At 63.4% G+C, this 16,798-nt stretch carries 15 protein-coding genes; 1 reads left to right on the top strand and 14 read right to left on the bottom strand.

The window, feature by feature from the left end:
- Positions 1-39 precede the first annotated feature (39 nt).
- A complete protein-coding gene (locus MB818_RS12390; RefSeq protein ID WP_234176163.1) occupies positions 40-1,185 on the top strand; it encodes a DUF3095 domain-containing protein in 1,146 nt (381 codons plus the stop codon).
- Here MB818_RS12390 and MB818_RS12385 read toward each other — a convergent pair.
- From MB818_RS12385 to MB818_RS12320, 14 genes are all read right to left on the bottom strand, one after another.
- The gene (locus MB818_RS12385) at positions 1,182-2,234 is read right to left on the bottom strand and encodes a branched-chain amino acid ABC transporter permease (RefSeq protein ID WP_234184686.1); all 1,053 of its coding nucleotides are present in this window, start codon (positions 2,232-2,234) and stop codon (positions 1,182-1,184) included. The genes MB818_RS12390 and MB818_RS12385 overlap by 4 nt on opposite strands.
- Positions 2,231-3,262 (bottom strand): branched-chain amino acid ABC transporter permease, encoded by a 1,032-nt coding sequence (locus MB818_RS12380; RefSeq protein ID WP_238905251.1) that lies wholly within the window; start codon positions 3,260-3,262, stop codon positions 2,231-2,233. Before MB818_RS12380 ends, MB818_RS12385 begins: the two co-directional genes overlap by 4 nt.
- Positions 3,263-3,322: 60 nt before the next feature.
- Positions 3,323-4,045, bottom strand: a complete 723-nt coding sequence (locus tag MB818_RS12375) for an ABC transporter ATP-binding protein (RefSeq protein WP_238905250.1) — start codon at positions 4,043-4,045, stop codon at positions 3,323-3,325.
- Positions 4,038-4,802 (bottom strand): ABC transporter ATP-binding protein, encoded by a 765-nt coding sequence (locus tag MB818_RS12370; protein WP_234142325.1) that lies wholly within the window; start codon positions 4,800-4,802, stop codon positions 4,038-4,040. Before MB818_RS12370 ends, MB818_RS12375 begins: the two co-directional genes overlap by 8 nt.
- Positions 4,803-4,874: 72 nt before the next feature.
- Entirely contained in the window at positions 4,875-6,050 is a 1,176-nt protein-coding gene (locus tag MB818_RS12365) for a substrate-binding domain-containing protein (RefSeq protein ID WP_234137048.1), read from the bottom strand.
- Positions 6,051-6,243: 193 nt separating this feature from the next.
- Entirely contained in the window at positions 6,244-7,161 is a 918-nt protein-coding gene (locus tag MB818_RS12360) for a helix-turn-helix transcriptional regulator (RefSeq protein WP_234142324.1), read from the bottom strand.
- An 85-nt stretch (positions 7,162-7,246) separates the two neighbouring features.
- Complete coding sequence (gene boxA / locus MB818_RS12355) at positions 7,247-8,431, bottom strand: benzoyl-CoA 2,3-epoxidase subunit BoxA (RefSeq protein WP_238905249.1); 1,185 nt, start codon at positions 8,429-8,431, stop codon at positions 7,247-7,249.
- Positions 8,428-8,649, bottom strand: a complete 222-nt coding sequence (locus MB818_RS12350; RefSeq protein WP_234142322.1) for a hypothetical protein — start codon at positions 8,647-8,649, stop codon at positions 8,428-8,430. Before MB818_RS12350 ends, boxA begins: the two co-directional genes overlap by 4 nt.
- Positions 8,650-8,725: 76 nt before the next feature.
- The gene (gene boxB / locus MB818_RS12345) at positions 8,726-10,177 is read right to left on the bottom strand and encodes a benzoyl-CoA 2,3-epoxidase subunit BoxB (protein WP_234137044.1); all 1,452 of its coding nucleotides are present in this window, start codon (positions 10,175-10,177) and stop codon (positions 8,726-8,728) included.
- A gap of 74 nt (positions 10,178-10,251) precedes the next feature.
- On the bottom strand, positions 10,252-11,913 hold the full coding sequence (gene boxC / locus MB818_RS12340) for a 2,3-epoxybenzoyl-CoA dihydrolase (RefSeq protein WP_238905248.1): 1,662 nt from the start codon (positions 11,911-11,913) through the stop codon (positions 10,252-10,254).
- A gap of 167 nt (positions 11,914-12,080) precedes the next feature.
- The gene (locus MB818_RS12335; protein ID WP_238905247.1) at positions 12,081-12,506 is read right to left on the bottom strand and encodes a DUF309 domain-containing protein; all 426 of its coding nucleotides are present in this window, start codon (positions 12,504-12,506) and stop codon (positions 12,081-12,083) included.
- 3 nt (positions 12,507-12,509) lie between these two features.
- Positions 12,510-13,325, bottom strand: coding sequence for an alpha/beta fold hydrolase (locus tag MB818_RS12330; RefSeq protein WP_234142319.1), 816 nt, complete (start codon positions 13,323-13,325; stop codon positions 12,510-12,512).
- A 3-nt stretch (positions 13,326-13,328) separates the two neighbouring features.
- Positions 13,329-14,858, bottom strand: coding sequence for a benzoate-CoA ligase family protein (locus MB818_RS12325; RefSeq protein WP_234137040.1), 1,530 nt, complete (start codon positions 14,856-14,858; stop codon positions 13,329-13,331).
- A 146-nt stretch (positions 14,859-15,004) separates the two neighbouring features.
- A complete protein-coding gene (locus tag MB818_RS12320) occupies positions 15,005-16,792 on the bottom strand; it encodes a feruloyl-CoA synthase (RefSeq protein WP_238905245.1) in 1,788 nt (595 codons plus the stop codon).
- Between the last annotated feature and the right edge of the window lie 6 nt (positions 16,793-16,798).

The raw sequence follows: 16,798 nt of genomic DNA, 5'->3' as shown, positions 1-16,798 counted from the left end.
TCAAGCTGCTATGTAGAAGGGTATTGTTATGAGGGTCACATGGTTGACGATCCGGATTCGTTTTATGCATCCCTACGCCCGGTGATGGATTTCCCCGAGCTTTCCGAGCCGTCCCGGTTCACGCCCCTTCCCGATGACTGGGTGCTGGGTACCGCCGATATCGTGGACAGTACCGGAGAGATCGCGCGCGGGCGCTACAAGACAGTGAACATGGTGGGTGCGGCGGTGATCTCGGCCACGATCAACGCAATGGGTGACCTGCGCTTTCCCTATGTGTTTGGCGGCGACGGCGCCGGTTTTGCGGTGCCCGGTGACAAGGCCGAGCAAGTGCGCGCGGTGCTGGCAGATCTGCGCCGCTGGGCGGAAGAGGAGTTCGGCATCGCCTTGCGGGCTGCCCTGATTCCGGTGGCTGCGATTCGCACGGCCCGACGCGATGTGCGAGTAGCACGCTACGCAGCCTCGCCGGGGGTCGACTACGCCATGTTTTCGGGACGCGGGCTGGCCTGGGCCGAGGCGCGGATGAAAGCTGGCGATTTCGCTGTCGACCCGGCCCCGCCCGGTGCACAGCCTGATCTGACCGGCCTGTCCTGTCGCTGGTCCAACATGCGTGCCCAGAATGGGCAGATCGTCTCTCTTGTGGTACATCCGACCGACAGGGCGACCGAGCGAGACTTTGCCGATCTGGCCCGGCGCGTCGTCATCACCGCCGACGGGCTGGAAAGAGGCGGCCACCCGGTCCCTCCGGGTGGTCCGGGCGTCACCTGGCCACCGCCGGGTCTGTCGCTCGATGCACATGTCTCGCGCGAGGGCCGCAATCTGGGCCTGCACAAGCTGAAGCTCCTGGGCCAGAACCTGCTGATCTGGCTGTTGTTCCGTACCGGTCTGCGGCTGGGCGACTTTCAGCCCGGTCACTATGCCCGCATGGTCAGCCGCAACGCCGATTTCCGCAAATTCGATGACGGGCTGAAGATGACCCTCGATTGCGATGCCGAGACTCGCGCGCGGATAGAGACGATCCTCGAAGAAGCCCGCCAACGTGGCAAGATCCGCTATGGTCTGTTTGCCCAGGACGAGGCGATGATGACCTGTTTCGTGCCCTCGGCCATGCGCGACGACCATGTGCATTTCATCGACGGGGCGGCGGGCGGATATGCCGCCGCCGCCGAGCGCATCCGCCGCGCCTAACTGCGCCGCAGCCGGCCCACCACTCCGGTGGGAAAGAAATAGACGCTGAGGATGAACAGAACCCCCAGCCACAAGAGCCAGCGGTCGGCATCCAAGAGTTGCGGCAGCACCGGCACCCCCTCGACCAGAGACCCGGCAACGCCCATCAGGTTTTGCAGATAGTTCTGCGCCAAGACCAGCAGCGTTGCCCCGATCACCGCGCCATACATGGTGCCCATGCCACCGATCACCACCATCAGCAGGATGTCGATCATGATCTCCATGCTCAGCGTGGTATCCGGCCCGACATAGCGCAGCCAGATCGCATAGAGGCTGCCCGCCAGCGCCGCCACCGCCGCCGACAGGCAGGTCGCCGCAACCCGGTAATAGACCACCCGATAGCCGATCGCCTCGGCGCGGAAATCATTCTCGCGGATCGCCTGCAACACCCGCCCAAAGGGTGAGTTCACCACCCTGAGCATCAGCAGGAACAGGACCAGACTGCCGATGAACACGACGTAATAGGAGAGCAGCTTGCCGTTCAGTTTCACCCCGAACAGCTCGTCCCCGAACTTGAAGGCCGGTCCCAGCGCGCGCGGCGTCTTGAAGGTCAGCCCATCCTCGCCCCCGGTCAGGCCCGACAGCTGGCTGACCAGAACGGCCACCGCCGAGGCCACCGCAAGCGTGATCATGGCAAAGAAGATCGCCCTTACCCGCAGGCTGAAGAGGCCGATGACAAAGGCCAGCACCGCCGCCAGCAGCGCACCCGCAGCCGCGCCCACAAGGATCGCGTCGAATCCGCGCCCCATATGGGTCAGGGCCAGTGCCACCCCATAGGCGCCGATGCCAAAGAACATGGTATGGGCGAAACTGACGATGCCGCCATAGCCCAAGAGCAGATCGTAGCTGGCCACCAGCACGATGAACACGCAGATCCGTGCCGCCGTATCGACGGTGCGCACGCCGGGAAACAGGAAGGGCGCCAGCGCCAGACAGACCAGGATCAGCCCCAGGACCAGGGCCAGCACCGATGAGCGGGGCATGTCGCCCGAAAGAACCGCTTTGATCATTTTGCCTTCACCACCGGGATCATGCCCATGGGGCGCCACATCAGGATCGCGACCATCAGGCCGATATTGGAAATCAGCGCCACCTTGGGTTCCAGAAACGCGACATAGTTCTGCATCAGTCCCACCAGCAGGGCGCCGATGAAACAGCCCTCGACACTGCCCAGCCCGCCGATGATGACGACGATAAAGATCAGGATCATCGCCTGATTGCCCATATGGGCACTCACGACCTCCTGATAGAGGCCCCACATGGCGCCCCCCAGCCCGGCCAGCGCGGACCCGGCGATGAACACACCGACAAAGACCAGCCGCAGCCGATAGCCCAGCGCCTGCACCATCTCGCCATTCTCGACGCCCGCGCGCACGATCAGCCCGATCTTGGTGCGCCTCAGCGTCCAGCGCATGGCGGCAAAGACGACAAGACCCAGACCCACCGCCACCAGCCGGTATTTCTCCAGCGCGGCGCCGGCAAATGTGATCGCGCCCTTCAGCGCCTCGGGGCGCGAGATATAGATCTCCTCGGGTCCCCAGAGCACGATGATCAGTTGCTCGACCACGATCAGCCCGCCCATGGTGACCAGGATCTGTTTCAGGTGATGACCATAGACCGGCTCGACGATGACCTTTTCAAAGGCCCAGCCCATGGCGCCGGTGGCCAGCATCGCGCCGATCACCGCGAGCCCCATCGCCGCAAGGTTCAGCGCCAGCGAGGGCGCGCCGGTCATACCACCCAAGAGAAGCAGCACCGAAACGCCGACAAAGGCGCCCACCGAGACAAACGCGCCATGGCCAAAATTGATGACATCCATCAGGCCGAACACCAGCGTCAGACCCGAGGCCATCAGAAAGATCATCATGCCCATGGCCAGCCCCGACACCGTCAGCGTCAGCCAGGACGACGTGTTCGGGATCGCCAGCAGCCCGGCCACGACAAGCAGTGGCACCAGCAGCACCGGCATCCAGGGTGCCAGCCGCTGCGCCAGCGAGAGCCGCGCCATCGTGGGCGCGTGTTCGGGGGCCATGCTCATGACATGCCTCCTGCTTCTTTCTGGTCAAAAATACTCAATTCCAACCTCTCCACGCGCATCTCAATGGGCCTCCATGCTCAGACCCATCAACCGCTCCTGCAAACTCGCATCAGTGGCCAGTTCGCGCATCTCGCCGGACCAGACGATGCGCCCGTCATCCATCACGCAGGCGGTGTCGCCCAGCGCCCGCGCGACCGAGAAGTTCTGTTCCACCAGCAGGATCGAGGCGCCCTGCGCCTTCAACTCGCGCAGAGCCCGCGCCATGGTTGACACGATGGCCGGCGCCAGCCCCTTGGTGGGCTCGTCGATCAGGTAGAGCCGCCGCTCCTCGACCATTGCGCGCGCGATCGACAGCATCTGTTTCTGCCCGCCCGACAGGTTGCCCGCCTCGGACTTCCAGAATGTCTTGAGCGGCGGAAAGGCCTGGAACACCCAGTCAAGCCGCGCGCTGTCGATGGGGCCGGACACGGCGGCCAGCACCATGTTTTCCTCGACCGTGAGATTGGCAAAGATGCCCATATCCTCGGGCACGAACCCGACACCGGCCCGCGCGATGGCGGGTGTCGGCATCCGGGTGATGTCCTGCCCGTCCAGCAGGACGCGGCCCTGATGCGCGCGCCAGTGGCCGATGATGGATCGCAGGGTGGTGGTCTTGCCCACACCGTTGCGCCCCAGGAGCATCGTCACCGCGCCGCGCGGCACCTCGAGGTCAACACCTTGCAGGATGTGATACTGGGCGATGTTGGTATAGACGCCCTCCAGTCGCAGGATCGGATCAGACATCTTCCAGCTCCCGGCCCATATAGGCCTCTTGCACCACGTCCGAGGCCATCACCGTGGCCGGGTCGCCATCGGCGGCCAGCGCGCCGTTATGCAGGACAATGATGCGGTCGGCCAGCGTGCGGATCACGTCCATCTTGTGTTCCACCAGCAGGATGGTCCGGTCGCGCTGTTCTTTCAGTTCGGCAATCAGATCGAGCACCACAGGCGCCTCGTCCACGCTCATCCCGGCAGTGGGCTCGTCGAACATATAAACTGCGGGGTCGAGCGCGATCAGCAGCGCGACCTCCAGCTTGCGTTGATTGCCGTGGCTCAACTCCGAAACGATCTGATCGCGGTTGTCGATCAACCGCACCCTGGTCAGGATCGCTTCGGCCGCCTCGGTCAGTTCCGCATGACGGCTGGCCATGGACCACAGGTTCATGCCTTGCCCGGCCTTGGACTGCACCACCAGGCGCACGTTTTCCAAGACGCTGAGATTGGGAAACAGGTTGGTCAGCTGAAACGCCCGCCCAATCCCGGCGCGGGTTCGTTGTGACACCGACTGGCCCGAGATATCGCGCCCGCGCAGCAGGACACGGCCCGCGCTGGCCGGGATCTGGCCCGAGATCAGGTTGAAATAGGTGGTCTTGCCGGCACCGTTCGGACCCACGATCGCGGTGAGTTCCCCGGTGTGAAAGGCGCAGGATACCGCGTCCACGGCCACATGGCCGCCAAACCGCACGGTCAGCCCCTCGGTCGCCAGGATGGGGGATGTCATGGCTTTGTCTTCCGCTTGCAAAAAGGCCGGTCCCGGCGCGTCACGCGCCACGGGACCGGCCAGGTCGGGGAGTTAGTTGTTGCGGATCGGGATCGGCAGATCGTCGATCGTCAACTCGCGCACCAGTTCCGGGATGGCCCATTCGACATTCGGGTCCACCTTGATCTTGAAGTGATACATGGATTGCAGCGCCTGGTGATCCTCGGGGCGGAACATCATCTTGCCCTTGGGTGTCTCCCATTCCATGCCTTCCATGGCCGAGATCAGCGCCTCGGTATCGGTGGAGCCAGCTTTCTTGATGGCCTCGACCACGGCGATACCTGCCGCCATGCCGCCCGCGGTGAAGAAGTCGGGCGGGGTGCCGAAACGGTCCTGATGAGTCTTGACCAGCCAGTCGTTCACAGGGTTCTGCGGGATCTCGTAATAGTAATAGGTCGCCCCCTGCATGCCCGGGAAATCCTTGTAGGCCGCCATTGCCGCCAGGATGTTGCCGCCGGTTGCGATCTCGATGCCGAAACGGCTGGGATCCATCGCCTGGATCTTGCCCATCGGGTTGCCGCCACCGGCCCAGATGATGAACAGGCGCTTTTCGCCGTCCAGATCTTTCATCGCGTTGAAGATACGTTCGGCCGCCGCGGTGAAATCGGTGGTGTCGGTCGGCACGTATTCCTCGTGCACGATGCCCGAGCCTGCGCCCTCCAGCGCCTCCTTGAAGGCGGCGATGCCGTCACGGCCAAAGGCATAGTCCTGTGCCAGCGTCGCGATATGCACATTCTCGCCCGCCAGTGCGATGGCGTTCGACACCGCGTCCTGACTGCTGTTGCGCCCGGTGCGGAAGATATAGCGGTTCCAGTTGGCCCCGGTGATGGAATCCGCAACCGCCGGTTCGACAATCAGGACCTTTTCGTATTCCTCGGCCACCGGCAGCATCGCCAGCGCCACGCCGGAACTCACCGGCCCCACCGCCAGATCGACCTCGTCATCGCCATAGGCCTCTTCCAGCAGGGCCTTGCCGTTTTCAGGCTTGAGCTGGGTGTCCTTCTCGATCACCACGATCTTTTCGCCATTGATCTCCATCGACCCGCCAGTTGCGTATTCCAGCCCCAGCATCAGCCCGTCATGGGACTGTTTGGCATAGGCCTCGAACGGACCGGTCTTGCCATAGACATGGGCGATCTTGATCTCGGCGGCCGCGGCGGATGCCAACGCCAGCACCGACACCGCTCCTGCGCAAAGAATGCGTTTCACGTCTCTCCTCCCCGATATGCGCCATGGGTTGCGGCGCGTCTTACTCTGAACCGCCTCAGGCTAAGGTCGGCACGCCATCACGGTCAATTATGAGGAAATACGTATCCCGCCCCGCCGCCTTCCTCTTGCTGGAAATATCCCCGCCGGAGGCCAAGATTTTTCGACGAAAAATCTTGGGGCGTCTGGCGCTCGGTCAGTTCAGATAACCGCGCTCGCGCACAAGGCGGGTGAGTTGGACCAGCGAGGCCTCGACGCTCTGACCCGAGGTATCGATCTGCGCCTCTGCCTTGCCGTAAAGCGCCTCACGGCTGGTCAGGATCGAGCGCAACTCTTCCATCGCTTCGGGATTGCCCGCCATCGGCCGCTCATCCCCCTGGGCGCGAACCCGTTCCATATGCTCCACCGGCGAAGCGCGCAGCCATACCGTGTGGAAATGCGCCAGCAGGGTCTTGTAGGTCTCGGGCTCGGCCACGATCCCGCCTGCCACCGCCAGTACCAGCGCGTCATGGGTGGCGACGATCCGGGCCACCGCCTGCGCCTCGAGCTTGCGGTATCCTTCCTGACCGTAAAGCGCCATGACCTCGGCCACCGGCATTCCGGCCTGGTCTTCGATCTCGTCGTTCAGTTCCACAAAAGGCAGGCCCAGTGCCGCGCCCAACCGCTGACCCAAGGTCGATTTTCCCGCCCCGCGCAAGCCCACCAGGCAGATGCGCCCGGCCCTCGCCGCAAGCGAGGGCGCGGGGCTCAAGAGCCGCAGCACCTCTGCCTGGGTTTCCATCCCCGCAACCCGGTAAAGATCGGCCACCCGCATCGCGTCCGAAGACCAGGGATCATCCTCGCCCACCAGCCATTCGATCCGATGATCCAGCGCGATCGCCACCCGCTGCAACAGCCCGATCGAGATATTGCCCTCTCCCGCTTCGAGCTGTGCCAGATAGCGCGGCGACACGCCCGAGATCTCGGACAGCACCCGGCGCGGAATACCACGCCGCTGACGTGCAGCGCGCACCCGTTCGCCAACCCGCGCAATCAGATCGGCGACCTCGGCCTCGGCCTGGTCGCGCGCGCTGTTGGGCGTGCTTTCGCCCCGGAAATTGGTGATCTCGGTCATGCGGTCCGCAGGGTATGTGCAAAATAGTGCGCAATCTTAGGACAGCCCGGCCCGTGGCGCAATGCGCTGTCTGCCGGAAACGGGATCAATAGGTCTCGACGTGATAGCGCCCTTCGTCGCGCATACGGTCACGCAGGCCGGTCCAGTCGATGCCCTTGGCACGGGCGATATCCTTGAACGCCTCCTCCACGCCCTGTTCCATCGCCTTGAGACCGCAGACATAGATATGGGTCTGGGGATCGGCCAGCAAATCTCCCACCCGGTCCGCCTCGGCGCGCAAACGATCCTGCACATAGTGCTTGGGCTCTCCGTTCTGGCGGGAAAAGGCGAAATGCTTGGCCATGAACTGTTCCGGCACCTTGGCCAGCGGCCCGAAATACGGCAGTTCCTGTGGCCTGCGCGCGCCAAAGACCAGGGTCAGGCTATTGCGCAGTTTGGGGTTTTCGCGCTGCCGCCGCATGGTAAAGGCGCGGAAGGGCGCGGAACCAGTACCCGTGCAGATCATCAGCAGATGTGCCGCCGGGTCCGAAGGCATCAGGAAAGTGGCGCCAAAGGGCCCGGTAACCCGCACCGTGTCGCCGGGTTTCAAATCGCAGACATGGTTCGAGCAGATCCCGTGCGGTTCGCGTTTCACCGTCAGCGACAGGTTGTTGAAATTCGGCCGCTCGCCGTCGCGCGGGCTGGAGACCGAATACAGCCGGGGCAGATGCGGGTTGCCCGCCTCATCGGTGCCGGGCGGAATGATCCCGATGCTTTGCCCTTCGAGCACCGGAAAGGGTTGGCCGCCGAAATCCAGGATGATGTGGCGCACATCGCTGTCGCTGCTTTCGGCGGTCAGGCGGTAGTTGCCCGTCACCCGCGCCTCGGCCGGTTTGCCCAGCGTATAGAGATTGATCGTCGGCTTCGAGGCCGTCGCAGGGGCGCGCGATTTGCCGCCCGCGCCCTTGTGCGCCTCGGCCAGCAGGGCCGCCATGGCATCGTCCAGCGCCTCAAGCCCCGCCTCGTCGCCCGCCACCTCTTCCTGTGGCGGCAGGTCCATCCATCCGTATTGTTCCTCGAGCGAATAGGGCGTGTCCACCACCCGCCAGTTGTCGATCGAACCGGTCGGACAAACCGGGATGCAATCCATGCAGAAATTGCATTTGGCGGCATCCACCACGACATTCAGGTCATCATGTTCGATCGCCTGCTCGGGGCAGGTCATTTCGCAGGTGTAGCAGCGGATACAGATTTCGGGATCGATCAGATGCTGCTTTAACGGCTGGTTCATGAAGTCTCGCGTTTCCTGGTCAGGATGAGGTCGGGCACCACAAGCGTGTCGATCAACTCCTTGCAAAGCCCTACGCAGTCGGAACAGCCGACGCAGGGTCCCTGCAGCGTGGATATCTGCCCCGAGAGAGCGTGCAGCCGCGGCGTATCGGGTTTCGAACGGTCGATCTGCATGGTCGGTTCCTCGTGTTGTCCGATCAGGCCGGGTTCAGCGAACAAGAGAGTCACCCCTTACGTCAATCCGTGGGCGGGTCACAAAATGTTACCGCCCACCGGACCCGGCCCCTATCCGGCATCAGGCCATGTGAAGTTTCACATATTCGAAGTCGCCCGGGCGGTTGTCGATTCCCACCTTGGGCGGGGCGATCCAGCGGGCGTATTGACCCGGCTCATAGCAGGGCTTCATCAGCGACTGGATGAAATCGCCATCCGCGTGCGTCGGCAGCCATTTGGGCAGACCGGCGTCATATTCGGCCCCCGAGACGGGCTGCCCCGACGGATCGAAATGCTTGTCGGCAAAGACGCCGATCTTGCGATGGAATGCCTCGTGCGGCAGCGAGAGTTCGAAATCGACGCCGTGTTTCTCGATGATCTTGTTCCAGCGCCCGACACCGCCGGCGGCATCCTTGGTATAGTCGTCGCGCAGGCGCATGTTGATCGCGGTCAGCGCCGGTACCTGCTTCTGTACTGCCTTGCCATCCTCGAAATCCCAGACGGTATAGGTGTCCTGCTGCAACTGGTGGTCATCGCTCAACCGGCTTTCCATGTAACGGCCCTTGATGCCCGCGTTGAACGCATTGGCGGCATTGGTCGACACCTCCTGCCCGAAGAGGTCGAGGGACAGCGTGTAATGCAGGTTCAGCTTTTTCTGGATCAGCGGCAGGTCGATCACCCCCAGGTCGCGGATGCGGCCGGTGTCATAGGGGTCGTCAATGCCGTTTTCCTTCATCACCTGACATGTGCGCTCGATGGTGCGACCCACGCCGGTTTCGCCCACGAACATGTGGTGCGCCTCTTCGGTCAGCATGAAACGGCAGGTGCGGCTGAGCGGGTCAAAGCCGGATTGCGCCAGGCTTTCCAGCTGCATCTTGCCGTCGCGGTCGGTGAAATAGGTGAACATGAAGAAGGACAGCCAGTCCGGTGTCTCTTCATTGAAGGCGCCCAGCATGCGCGGGGCCTCTTCGCTGCCCGACTGGCGGCGCAACAAGTCATCGGCCTCTTCCCGTCCGTCGCGGCCGAAATACTTGTGCAGCAGATAGACCATCGCCCAGAGATGGCGGCCCTCTTCCACGTTCACCTGGAACAGGTTGCGCATGTCGTAGAGCGACGGCGCCGTCAATGCCAGCAGGCGCTGCTGCTCGACCGAGGCCGGTTCGGTATCGCCCTGAATGACGATCAGGCGCTTGAGCAGGTTGCGGTATTCACCCGGCACTTCCTGCCAGGCGGGTTGCCCGTAATGCTCGCCACACGGGATGGTGCGATTCTCGACCTGCGGCGCCAGCAGCACGCCCCAACGGTATTCGGGCATCTTCACATAGTCGAACTTGGCCCAACCCTTGGGATCGACGCTGACGGCGGTGCGCAGATAGACCAGCGATTCCTGGAAATTCTGCGGAATCAGGTCGTTCCACCAGTTGATGTAACCGGGGTGCCACTTTTCCAGCGCCTTCAGCACCTTCTTGTCCTGGCTCAAACCCACATTGTTCGGGATCTGGGTGTCGTAACTTACGTTGATCAGATCAAGCATCGCTTTCCTCCTTGGCGGGGAAAAATCTTGCACAAGATTTTTCTACAGATTTTCTGCGAAAATCTGCGCCCCCTCTACACACGTTCCATGTTGTAATCGCCGCGCACCCCGGTGCCATAGCGTTGCAGTGCCCCGTCGGGGCCCACCGCGTTGGGGCGCTGGAAAATCCAGTTCTGCCAAGCGGTAAGCCGGCCGAATATACGGGTTTCCATCGTCTCGGGTCCGGCAAAACGCAGGTTCGCCTCCATCCCGGTCATTGCATCGGGAGAAAAGCTGGCGCGCTCTTCCAGGAAAACTCGCACCTCATCTTCCCAGTCGATATCGTCCAGCACATAGGTCACCAAACCAAGCTCCTCGGCCTCTTCCGCTTCCAGCGCCTCGCCGATGCGCGCGCGGGCGGCTTCGACCGCCTCGGGCGTGCCCAGGAACCGGGTCGCAAGCCGGGTCAGGTCGTTGCCCATCGGATATGTGCCAAAGTTGCCTGGGCTGAGCGTGATGGCCGCCAGCGGGCGGTTATCGCCTTCGAACTCTTCGAGCATCATATAGGACCGGTCCACCGCCCAGAGCAGTTCGGCCAGTGGGCCGGCGAAACAGGACCCATGTTCGACAATGGCGACCAGGCTGCGAGAGGTCATGTCGACCCGCTTCAACACCCGCTTCCAGTATTGCAGGATTTCGTTGGCCAGCCAGTGATCGCGATTGTTGAGAAGCAATGCCTCATGCGCCAGAACTGCGGCGCCATCGCCCTGGGTCTGGATCACCAGCGTACCGATCTGACGTTCGTTCAGCCGCAGGTGCAGGATGGCATCGTCCAGCTCACGCGCCGCGCGCAGGATCCAGGCATCCGCGCCCTGCGCCTGCAACGCGTCGACCGTATCGGGAGCGGCGTCCGTCGGACCGGAGATCGTCAGCGTCGCCCGCCCCGCCTCGCGCTCCACGACAACCTCAACGGTCGAATAGGTGACCGAGCCATCCTCGGCAAAGCGGCGGTCAAGCGGGGTGAGCGCGATCCCGGTCAGGCCCGAGGGTTTGGCGCTGGCGCTCGCAAACTCCCGCGCGCGCTCTTGCACCACCTCGTCGAATTTCGAATTTGGGGCAATCTCGTCCACCAGCCGCCAATCGACCGCGCGCTGGCCGCGCACGCCCTCTTCGACCGAGCAGAACACATCGGCCAGATCGCGGCGCACCTTGCGCTTGTCGGTGACCCGGGTCAGCCCGCCGGTGCCGGGCAGCACCGCCAGCAGCGGCACCTCGGGCAATGCCACCGAAGAGGAACTGTCATTGGTCAGCATGATATAGTTGCAGGCCAGCGCCAACTCGTACCCGCCACCCGCGCAGGCACCTTTGACAGCCGCAATGTATTTCTGGCCGCTATCGGCCTCGGCCGCCTCAAACGTGTTGCGGGTCTCGTTGGTGAATTTACAGAAATTGACCTTATGCGCATGGCTGGCCCCGCCCAGCATCCGGATATTCGCCCCGGCACAGAACACGCGGTCCTTTCCGGATTGCATCACCACCACCTTGACCTCGGGATGCTCGAACCGCATCCGCTGGACGATATCGGCCAGCTCGATATCGACACCAAGATCATAGGAATTCAGCTTCAGCTCATAGCCCGGGAACAGGCCGCCCTGCTCATCCACATCCATGTAGAGATTGGCGATCTCTCCATCATACGCGACCCGCCAATGACGATAGCGGGACGGGTCGGTCTGAAAGTCGATACGCTGGGTCATGCCTCGCTCCAAGAGTTATGATGATATGCATTTTAGTGCGCATCAGTCAATTTGCAAGTAATTTGCGGCATAATAATGCATGTTTGATTTCGTTAAAAATCAATACACTACCCACCATTGGGCAACATATCTCTGATATTTTGTGTGATTATGCATTATAATACATCTCACTCGAATCGCGCCTCAACCATGGCAACACGGTCGCAGAACGAAACCCCCCATGTCTCGGGCGTCCCTGATCCACCGGCCCGCGCTGCGGCCTCGCGCGCCAAGGCACAAAGACGCCGGGCCGCGTCCCTCCGCCCCATGCACAGTTTCAAAGCCGCATTGGTCAACTGTATCGCCGCCTGCACCCGGTAGCGAGCGCCGCTATTCGGGGGCAAGGCCATCCAGACCGGCTCCCAAACCTCATGCGCCTCCCAGAAATATCCCAGATCGAACAATGTCCAGCCTGCGGTCCAGGCAGGGCAAGCGGTCAAATCCTCGGGTGGCATCCGGCCGGGAACGCTCTGGTGCAGGACCTCGAACAGACCCTCGGGCGGCCGCGCTGTCTTGCCGGGAACATAGGGAACCGAGAGGGGCGGCAGAGACATCGCTCAGGCCGGTACGACGTCGGCCGCCTCGATGCGGATCAGCCTCGCACAGAAATCCGCGATCTCTTGCAGAACTCGGTCGGCGCACTCGCGATGCGGTTCGTGCCGACAGTCGAGGATCAGCGTATCGACCGGGCAATAGGCGCGGTTCTCGATCTCTTCGATCTGGGCCAGCGTGCCATACTGGTCGTGCCGCCCCTGAATGGCCAGGATCGGCACCCGGATATAGTCGATCACCTCGGCCACGTTCCAGGTGGCAAAACCGGGGTCGAGCCAGGCATCGTTCCAGCCCAGAAAAGCACCATCGGGATCGGCGTGATAGCGCGCCAGTTTCTGTTTCAGATCGCCACTTTCATAGGCCGCGCGCGCCTCTGTGATCGAGGCCAGCCCGCCCGGTTCGGTAAAGAAATGCGGCGCCTCGAGGATCACGCCGCGTATCCGGTGACCAGCCACACTGCCGGTATGGATCGCGGCGATGGTGGCGCCGTCGGAATGGCCAAGCAATATCGCCTGCCGGATACCGGCGGCATCCAGCAGGGCGGGCAGCACCTCCAGCGCCTCGCGGGTCTGGAAATCCAGCGGCCGGGGCCGGGTGATCGGGTCCGAACCACCATAGCCCTGGCGCGAATAGACCAGCACCCCCAGCCCGGTGCGCGCGGCAAGCTGCGCGGGAAAATCCCGCCACATCGCCACGCAACCCAGCCCCTCGTGCAGCAGCACAAGGGTCGGCGCGTCACCGGGCACCGGGCCGTGACAGGCATATTCCAATGCCACGCCATCAATGCGCAGCTTTTCGGCGGGATTTGTACTCCACTCCATCGCTCAGCCTCCCTCGCGCAGTTTGAACCGCTGGATCTTGCCGGTGGCGGTCTTGGGCAAATCCTCGACGAATTCGATCCAGCGGGGATATTTCCACTTGCCCACCTTCTCCTTGACGAAATCGCGCAGCGTGTCGGCCAGCCCTTCGGTCTCTGCCGTCTTGAGGACGATGAAGGCCTTGGGTTTCTCCAGCCCGTCGGCATCACGCGCCGCCACCACCGCCGCTTCGAGAACGGCGGGATGCGCCACCAGCGCCTGCTCCACCTCGAACGGTGACAGCCAGATGCCCGAGACCTTGAACATGTCGTCAGTGCGCCCGCAATAGACATAGCGGCCATCGGGTGTCAGCTCGTATTTGTCACCCGTGCGGGTCCATTCCCCCTCGAAGGTGGCGCGGCTCTTGTCGCGCTTGTTCCAATACCCGTCCGCCGCCGAGGCGCCGCGCACCAGAAGCTCTCCCAACCCGCCGGGTCCGACATCGGCGCCACTCTCATCGACCAGCCGCACCTCGTATCCCGGTACGGCACGGCCAGAGGTACCATAGACCACGTCGCCCGGCGCGTTCGACAGAAAGATATGGAGCATCTCGGTCGAGCCGACGCCGTCCAGAATGTCGACCCCCCATTGCCGGTGCCAAGAGCGGCCAATCTCTTCCGGCAGCGCCTCGCCTGCCGAGATGCAGCGGCGCAGCGTCACGTCCGGCACGCCCTCGCGGTCGAGCATCGCAACCATCGCGGCATACAGCGTCGGCACCCCGCAGAACACGGTTGGCCGCTCGGCGGCGATGATATCGCGCACACCATCCGGCGTCGGGCGCCCGTTGAAAAGGATGGTCTCGGCCCCCACCGACATCGGAAAGGTCATGCCGTTGCCCAGCCCATAGGCAAAGAACAGCTTGGCCGCTGAAAACACCAGGTCATCCGGTTCGATCCCCAGCACCTGCGCGCCATAGCTGTCGGCGGTGGCCTTGAGGCTGGCATGTACATGCCGCACCCCCTTGGGTTGCCCCGTCGAGCCCGAGGAATAGAGCCAAAAGGCCACATCGTCGGGCGAGACCTCGACCGCAGGCAGGATATCGGCACCCTGCACGAAATCCGCATAGCTCTGGGTGCCGTCGGGCGCGGCGCCGATCACCACGATCCGGGTCAGATGCGGCGAGGCCAGCGCGGCGGGCTGCACCACTGGCCATAGCTCTTCCGAGACAAAGAGGATCGAGGCGCGGCTGTCGTTCAGAATCACCTCATAGACCGAGGTGGCCAGCAGCGTGTTCAGCGGCACCGGCACCACGCCCGCCTTGAGGCAGCCCCAGAACAGGGCGGGAAATTCCAGCTGATCCAGCACCAGCATCGCCGCGCGCGCCTCGCGCGGGATGCCCGCACGGGCGAGCGCACCCGCAACCGCACCGCTGTCGCGGGCCAGCTCGCCATAGCTCTGCCTGCGCCGAGCGCCGGCGGCTTCGCGAAAGGCGGGACGCGCGCCGCGCCCTTCTTCGACATGGCGATCTACAAAGTAATGCGCGGCGTTTGCGCTCATTCTGCCTCCTCCCGGTGATGGCCGGGGCAGCGCGCGGGCGGGCCTCCTCTCCCACTCCCGCGCGCGCCTCTCTCCGGCGGCACCATCATGCATCCCAAACACATTTATGCAAGATATTGCTAAACTGCCACCCCAGTTTATGCAACTTAATGCACATCAATTCTTGCGTCATCATCTTCACCAAACAGACGGGATACGATTTCCGCGCGCCTTTCCAGTACCTTGCGGAAGTTGAGGTTACCCTTGGCAGTGACTTCGCCCTCAGCCATCGACGGGGGGTCTGACAGAATCACTGCGCGCGCGATGCGGGCGGAACTGCCACGATCCGCGTTCAGCCGCGACAGGCGGTCTGCGATCTCGTCACCCATGGCGCCGGGGCGCAGCAAGCCACCCTCTGCCTCCAGCCCCGTGGCCAGCGCGGGTGTGGGCAGGATCAGCAGGCCGATCTCGGCCTCGCCCTCGCCGGTCAGGACCACATCCGCCGCCAGCGGCGCCAGCGCGGCCAGAACCTCGAGCCGAAGGGCCGAGGCGCGTACCCAAATGCCGGTCGCCAGCTTGTAATCCTCGGCCAGACGACCCTCGAACCGCAGCCCCTGCGACAGGTCATCCGCATCAACCATCGCCACCGCATCGCCGGTGCAGAAATACCCCTCGTCATCAAAGGCGGCGGCGGTCTTTTCGGGGTCGCGAAAATATCCGGCAAAGACATTGGGGCCAGCGACGCGCAGTTCGTACCGGTCGCCATCCGCCGGCACCAGTTTCGCACTCACCCGGGTCAGCGGCACACCGATGATGCCGGGCAAATTGGCCGGTACATGCTGAAAGATACAGGCCGGTGCGGTCTCGGTCATGCCCCAGCAGGTGGTGATCAGCGGTTGGGTATCACGCACCTCGGCGGCCATCTCGCTGAGGTCTCGCCAGACATCCGCCGACAGCGACGCCCCGGCATAGAACAACATGTCCAGATCGGCGAAGAAATGGTGCTTCAACTCGGGGTCGCGATGCATCTCGTCACGCAACTGGGCAAAGCCCACCGGCACGTTATAGGCGATGGTGCCGTTCATCAGCCTGTTGTTTTCGAATGTCTTGCCGATCAGCGCGGGCGCGGGCTTGCCCCCGTCGATATAGAGCGCGCCGCCAAAGGCCAGCATCTGGTTGAAGTTGTTGGACCCGCCAAAGACATGGTTCCATGGCAGCCAATCCACCAGCCGGGGCGGGCGTTGGGTCAGGAACGGCAGGGCGCGGGCATATTGCGCCTGGTTGGCGCAGAGCATCTGTTGGGTGGTCAGCACCCCTTTGGGGTGCGAGGTCGAACCCGAGGTCATCAGGATCTTGGCCACCGTGTCGGGACCGACCGCAGCAGCGGCGGCCGAGATATCGCCACTCTCGCGTTCCAGCTCGGTCAGCAGGGTCATGCCCGGCGCGGGATTGCGCCCGACGACGATGCGGCGGCCGGCCATCTCCTCCATCGCCAGGGCGGCCGCGAATTGCGCGCCGTCCTCGGCATAGACCATGGCCGGGTCGATCAGGCCAAGAATATAGTGCAGCTGTTTCAGCGCGCCGGGGATCAGGGCGTATTGCTCGGCAACTGGTACGATCACCAGCCCCACATATTGCGCCGCCAGCGCCAGTGTACCGTGATCGACGCTGTTGCCCGAGACGACAAGGATACGGTCACCCGGCACCAGCCCACGCGCCAGCAGCCCGGTGGACAGCGCCCGGACCCTGCCCAGGGTTTCGGCGTAGGATTGCGTGCGCCAGGCGCCACCACTGCGTTCCGCCAGAAACACCGCGTCCGGGGTCTGGGTTGCCCAGCGGTGCAACCAGTCGGTGGTGCGCGCAGCAGGGGTCACCGGCTCGTGGGCCGAGCGCAGCAGGATGGTGCCATCCCCACGCCGTTCGGCATCTACCTCATGGTCCAGGTATCGCGTCATGCTCTC

The sequence above is a fragment of the Ruegeria alba genome (genome assembly GCF_022321465.1).
Lineage (GTDB): Bacteria > Pseudomonadota > Alphaproteobacteria > Rhodobacterales > Rhodobacteraceae > Ruegeria_B > Ruegeria_B alba.
The sequence above is the reverse complement of the archived record's forward strand: the minus strand, read 5'-3'. Positions and strand labels throughout refer to the sequence as shown.

Excerpts from the sequence above, each read along its gene's own strand:
- MB818_RS12380 (WP_238905251.1), bottom strand. The coding sequence starts at position 3,262 with ATGAGCATGGCCCCCGAACACGCGCCCACGATGGCGCGGCTCTCGCTG.
- MB818_RS12335 (WP_238905247.1), bottom strand. The coding sequence starts at position 12,506 with ATGTCTCTGCCGCCCCTCTCGGTTCCCTATGTTCCCGGCAAGACAGCG.
- MB818_RS12360 (WP_234142324.1), bottom strand. The coding sequence starts at position 7,161 with ATGACCGAGATCACCAATTTCCGGGGCGAAAGCACGCCCAACAGCGCG.
- MB818_RS12390 (WP_234176163.1), top strand. The coding sequence starts at position 40 with ATGGTTGACGATCCGGATTCGTTTTATGCATCCCTACGCCCGGTGATG.
- MB818_RS12370 (WP_234142325.1), bottom strand. The coding sequence starts at position 4,802 with ATGACATCCCCCATCCTGGCGACCGAGGGGCTGACCGTGCGGTTTGGC.
- boxC (WP_238905248.1), bottom strand. The coding sequence starts at position 11,913 with ATGACCCAGCGTATCGACTTTCAGACCGACCCGTCCCGCTATCGTCAT.
- MB818_RS12385 (WP_234184686.1), bottom strand. The coding sequence starts at position 2,234 with ATGATCAAAGCGGTTCTTTCGGGCGACATGCCCCGCTCATCGGTGCTG.
- MB818_RS12330 (WP_234142319.1), bottom strand. The coding sequence starts at position 13,325 with ATGGAGTGGAGTACAAATCCCGCCGAAAAGCTGCGCATTGATGGCGTG.
- boxB (WP_234137044.1), bottom strand. The coding sequence starts at position 10,177 with ATGCTTGATCTGATCAACGTAAGTTACGACACCCAGATCCCGAACAAT.
- MB818_RS12320 (WP_238905245.1), bottom strand. The coding sequence starts at position 16,792 with ATGACGCGATACCTGGACCATGAGGTAGATGCCGAACGGCGTGGGGAT.
- MB818_RS12325 (WP_234137040.1), bottom strand. The coding sequence starts at position 14,858 with ATGAGCGCAAACGCCGCGCATTACTTTGTAGATCGCCATGTCGAAGAA.
- boxA (WP_238905249.1), bottom strand. The coding sequence starts at position 8,431 with ATGAACCAGCCGTTAAAGCAGCATCTGATCGATCCCGAAATCTGTATC.
- MB818_RS12375 (WP_238905250.1), bottom strand. The coding sequence starts at position 4,045 with ATGTCTGATCCGATCCTGCGACTGGAGGGCGTCTATACCAACATCGCC.